The following is a 3,223-nucleotide window of genomic DNA, read 5'->3' as shown; positions in this document are numbered from 1 at the left end:
AGAGGAGTTCGACATCTGGGAGGGGCTCAAGCGATGAGCCAGGACGACAAGGACATTTTCGAGAGGCTCGTGCAGGCCGCGCGAGTTCAGGGAAGGTGGGCACGGATGCTCGACGACAACGCCACGAAGGCGGAGATGAACGGCGCTGCCGAAGTCATCAAAGACTGGATGGCCAAGCAGAAGCTGTCCATCAACAACCTCGCGCAGAAGACGGGCATGGGCCGGTCGACGATCAGCCAGGTGCTCAGCGGCACCTACAAGGGCGATCGACTCGCCCGCCTCAAGGAACTGTGCGACCTCATGGATCACGAGGCCAAGGTGGCCGAGGTGGTCCGGCCCGACGGACTCGTGCAGACGCAGGGCGTCGAACTCATGATCGGCCTGATTGAGAACGTGCACGTGTCGCGCACCATCGGCGTCATCATTGCGCCGCCTGGCTTCAGCAAGACGACGGTGCTGCAGGCCGTGCACACGATGGAGAAGAACTCGATTCTCGTCGAGGCCGACCCGAAGAACTGCAACGCCAACGGGCTCATTCGACTGATTGCCGAGTTCATGGGCATCAACCTGCACATGAATTCGATCAAGCAGTTCGCCGAGATCAAGCGCACCCTGCGCGGCAGCGGCCGCCTGCTCATGATCGACCAGGCCCACGAACTCAGGCCCGACGCGTTCAACATCATCCGCACCATCAACGATCTCAAGGTGCCTGTCGTGCTCGCTGCGACGCACCTGCTGCGCGAGCGCATCCAGGCTCTCGATGACACGCAGTTCTCCAGCCGCGTATTCGGCACGCTGCCGCTGGACAAGATGATCGTCATGGGCGACGGCGGGGAGGGCGGCCCGGCGCACAGCGTCGAGGACATCATCCGGATCTGCGAGGGCGGTAAGCTGCGCTTCACCGCCGATGCCCGCGACTTCCTCTTCCGCCTCGGGAATCACCCGACGCTCGGCGCCCTGCGGCAGTGCCACCTGCTGGTGATGGCTGTCGCCCAGGCGGGGCACGGCGTCGAGAAGCCCATCAGCGCCGCCATTCTCAACAACGCGCTCAAGAAGATGCACGGCGAGGACTACCGCAAGTTTGTGCAGACCTCGCTCGATCGCTCGGTGCTGCCGCGAGTCGCCACCGCCTGAAACTGAATCAATGGCTTTCACACCCAGGCAACTTCGGTTCATCAATGTCGTGCGGCGTCGGATTCCGGCGCTGCGCGATGAAGCGCTGTGGCGCCTCGTCCTGATGCAGACCGGCTGCCACCGCACCGATGGCGTGCCGTCGCTGGCGCACCCGCGCAACAGCCACGAGGCCTTCGAGACGATAATGCATCGCCTGGCGATGTACCCGGAATCGGATCTCGATGAGCGCGAGTGGGAGAGCAAGACGAACGCCGCGGGCAAGCGCCTGCGGCGGGCGCTGGAGTCATTCCACGCCCAGTGCCGGCGGCTGGATCTGTGCGGCGATGAGGCGCTGCCTGGCTTCTGCGAGCGCATGACGGCGCGGCGGCCGGAATACCTCGATGCGCCGCCGACGCGCTGTGTGGGCGAACTGGAGCCGTGGGAACTGCTGCATGTCGTGGAAGGCTTCAAGGCCTGGATGCGGCGCGAGGCTTCCAAGCGCGGCGTCCAGGCCCCGAAGTTTGGAGGTGCGGCGTGATGTCAGCCACCTTCGCGCAGCGCGTGGTACTCCGTCATGGCGTCGAGGTAGACGTCATCGGTGGCGGCGGCGTGCTTGCGCTGCCGGGCCGGCGCGACGCAGCCGCGCTCCTTGAGGAACGCGACCGCGACGGCCACCTGCGTGAACGGCGGGGTACGGGCGGCGACGCCGCCGCTGATCACCTGGATGATCGACTCGATTGTAAATGCGGCGCCTTCGAGACAGTCGATGGCGCTGGCGACATCTTCCAGAACCGCCTTCGTGCAGATGTGCTCGTAGGGTTGTCCTCTCCGCGGCTCGACGCGGCGCACGAGAACGCCCGTAGGGCCCTCGACGATGAACGATTCGTAGAGTGGAGTGGGCATCATTCAGTCCTCCCGAGTTTCACTGAGGTCGAAGATGGCGACCACCGCCAGCAGCCCGACGAGCAGCGCCGTGCGCTCATCGAATCCGGTGAGGTCGCCCGCGGCGCAGGTGCGGATCAATGCGGCCTTGTCGGCGGCGGGCATTTCGGCCAGGGTGTCGCGCATCGTGGCGCGGGTCTGGTCGGCATGCGCGACCAGTCGCTGGACATCGCGGTCCATCGATCACGCTCCTTTCCGGGCCGTGAACCGGCCCTTGTCGGCTTTGATGAACCGCGCGTCGTCGCCCTTGGCTTTGATCTCGCGGATCATCGCCGAGTAGAGCGTGGCGTGCGGCGTGGCGCCGTTGGTCTTCCAGCCCGCCGCGATGGCGCGCTCGGCGATGGCCTTGGCGTCGAGCGGCTCCTTGGCCTTGGCGAGCACCTGGGCGGCGGCGTCGAGGCCGCTGAGGCCTTCGCGCTTCTTGCGCGGCTTGGCTTCCTTGCCCTCGGCTGTCTTCGCAGCGGTGCGAGCCTTGGGCGCGCCGCGGTCGGGCGGCATGGTGATGCCGATCTGCGCCGGGGACTTGCCGGTGAGCTGCTTGATCGCCTCCTTGATGTGGAAGACGCCGGTGACGGCGCCCGCCGCATCGAGTTCGCGGTAGCCGGTTTTCTCATCGACGGGCGAATCGGCTGGTGCGCGGAACAGCAGCGGCGTGCGGCCGTCGATTCGGAAGTACAACTCGTAGAGCTTGCCGTTGCGCTTCCAGCAGACATGGTTCTTGCTGATGGGCAGGTCCTGGACAAGCGTGGTGATCTCGGCGGTGTCGTCCTTGTTCACCAGCGCGATGCGCGGCCGCGCGTGGCGCTTGGGTGCTCGCGGCGGTCCCTGCTGGGCCGCCGCCTCCTGGGCCTTCTTCACCCAGCGCGAGCGCTCCTTGCCGTTGACGATCTCGGTCTTCAGCACGAGGCCCTTGGCGGCGGCCTGGGCGTCGCGCTCGGCGATGCGTGCAGCATCTCCATCAACAACGCGGCCCCGGGGTTTCACTCCCGGGGCCGACGCGGCGTCATTCGGATTGGCGGGGGCCGATGGTGGCGGCGTGGCCGCCTTGGTGCGCTTCGTGCTCTTGCCCTTGGGACTCGTCTTCTTCGTTGCCATGCTCGTGCTCCTTTCGCAGTTCGAGCGGTTGAAATGGGCGCAGCGTCGAACGTCGACGCGGCGCGTGATGGGT

General features: G+C 66.2%; 5 protein-coding genes. 2 read left to right on the top strand and 3 right to left on the bottom strand.

From position 1 onward, the window contains the following. Positions 1 to 33: 33 nt before the first annotated feature. Together IT430_17255 and IT430_17250 are read left to right on the top strand one after the other, a co-directional pair. On the top strand, positions 34 to 1,134 hold the full coding sequence (locus IT430_17255) for an AAA family ATPase (GenBank protein MCC6909686.1): 1,101 nt from the start codon (positions 34 to 36) through the stop codon (positions 1,132 to 1,134). A 10-nt stretch (positions 1,135 to 1,144) separates the two neighbouring features. Continuing rightward, a complete protein-coding gene (locus tag IT430_17250; GenBank protein MCC6909685.1) occupies positions 1,145 to 1,651 on the top strand; it encodes a hypothetical protein in 507 nt (168 codons plus the stop codon). 2 nt (positions 1,652 to 1,653) lie between these two features. Here IT430_17250 and IT430_17245 read toward each other — a convergent pair whose 3' ends face one another. The 3 genes from IT430_17245 to IT430_17235 are packed head-to-tail and all read right to left on the bottom strand — an operon-like array spanning position 1,654 to position 3,150. Next, positions 1,654 to 2,019: a hypothetical protein gene (locus IT430_17245; GenBank protein MCC6909684.1), complete on the bottom strand. Its 366-nt coding sequence runs from the start codon at positions 2,017 to 2,019 to the stop codon at positions 1,654 to 1,656. Further along, positions 2,020 to 2,235, bottom strand: a complete 216-nt coding sequence (locus tag IT430_17240; GenBank protein ID MCC6909683.1) for a hypothetical protein — start codon at positions 2,233 to 2,235, stop codon at positions 2,020 to 2,022. It lies immediately after the preceding gene. Between the two features lie 3 nt (positions 2,236 to 2,238). Continuing rightward, entirely contained in the window at positions 2,239 to 3,150 is a 912-nt protein-coding gene (locus IT430_17235; GenBank protein ID MCC6909682.1) for a winged helix-turn-helix domain-containing protein, read from the bottom strand. Positions 3,151 to 3,223: the final 73 nt, after the last annotated feature.

Source organism: Phycisphaerales bacterium (assembly GCA_020852515.1).
Classification (GTDB): domain Bacteria; phylum Planctomycetota; class Phycisphaerae; order Phycisphaerales; family UBA5793; genus UBA5793.
This window is presented reverse-complemented; position numbering and strand designations above follow the sequence as displayed.

Coding starts and splice junctions, on each gene's coding strand:
- IT430_17255 (MCC6909686.1), top strand. CDS start 34: ATGAGCCAGGACGACAAGGACATTTTCGAGAGGCTCGTGCAGGCCGCG.
- IT430_17245 (MCC6909684.1), bottom strand. CDS start 2,019: ATGATGCCCACTCCACTCTACGAATCGTTCATCGTCGAGGGCCCTACG.
- IT430_17240 (MCC6909683.1), bottom strand. CDS start 2,235: ATGGACCGCGATGTCCAGCGACTGGTCGCGCATGCCGACCAGACCCGC.
- IT430_17250 (MCC6909685.1), top strand. CDS start 1,145: ATGGCTTTCACACCCAGGCAACTTCGGTTCATCAATGTCGTGCGGCGT.
- IT430_17235 (MCC6909682.1), bottom strand. CDS start 3,150: ATGGCAACGAAGAAGACGAGTCCCAAGGGCAAGAGCACGAAGCGCACC.